This window comes from Vibrio sp. 779(2023) (assembly GCF_033344285.1).
In the GTDB taxonomy this organism is placed as follows: domain Bacteria; phylum Pseudomonadota; class Gammaproteobacteria; order Enterobacterales; family Vibrionaceae; genus Vibrio; species Vibrio alginolyticus.
Window position 1 is genome coordinate 1 of record NZ_JAWPOM010000103.1, and the last position, 281, is coordinate 281.

Annotated in this window: 1 protein-coding gene; it reads left to right on the forward strand. The window is 44.5% G+C overall.

All coding sequences use genetic code 11. The features are described from left to right. Positions 1-281, forward strand: a 281-nt coding sequence (locus R8O70_RS25260; RefSeq protein WP_318184467.1) for a TolC family protein, incomplete at both ends; no start/stop codon positions are given.

The window sequence follows — 281 nt, forward strand, 5'->3', positions numbered from 1 at the left end:
ATTACAGCCTGTATGAAGACGATTCGTTGGCCAGCCAAATGAAACCGGATTGGCTCGTAGGGGTTGGCGTTAACATTCCATTGATTGAATCCACAGGTCGAAGCGAAAAAGTTAAAGCAGCACAAAGCGTTGTATCTCAAGTTGATGCTCTTATATCTCAAGCCAAACAAGACTTGTCTTTACTTGTGCAGAAAACGTATCTAGAAGCGCAGCAAGCGATTGATGAAGTGCAAGGCTTAGAATCCAGCATCGCACTAGCCAATGAAAACCTGCTTCTGCGA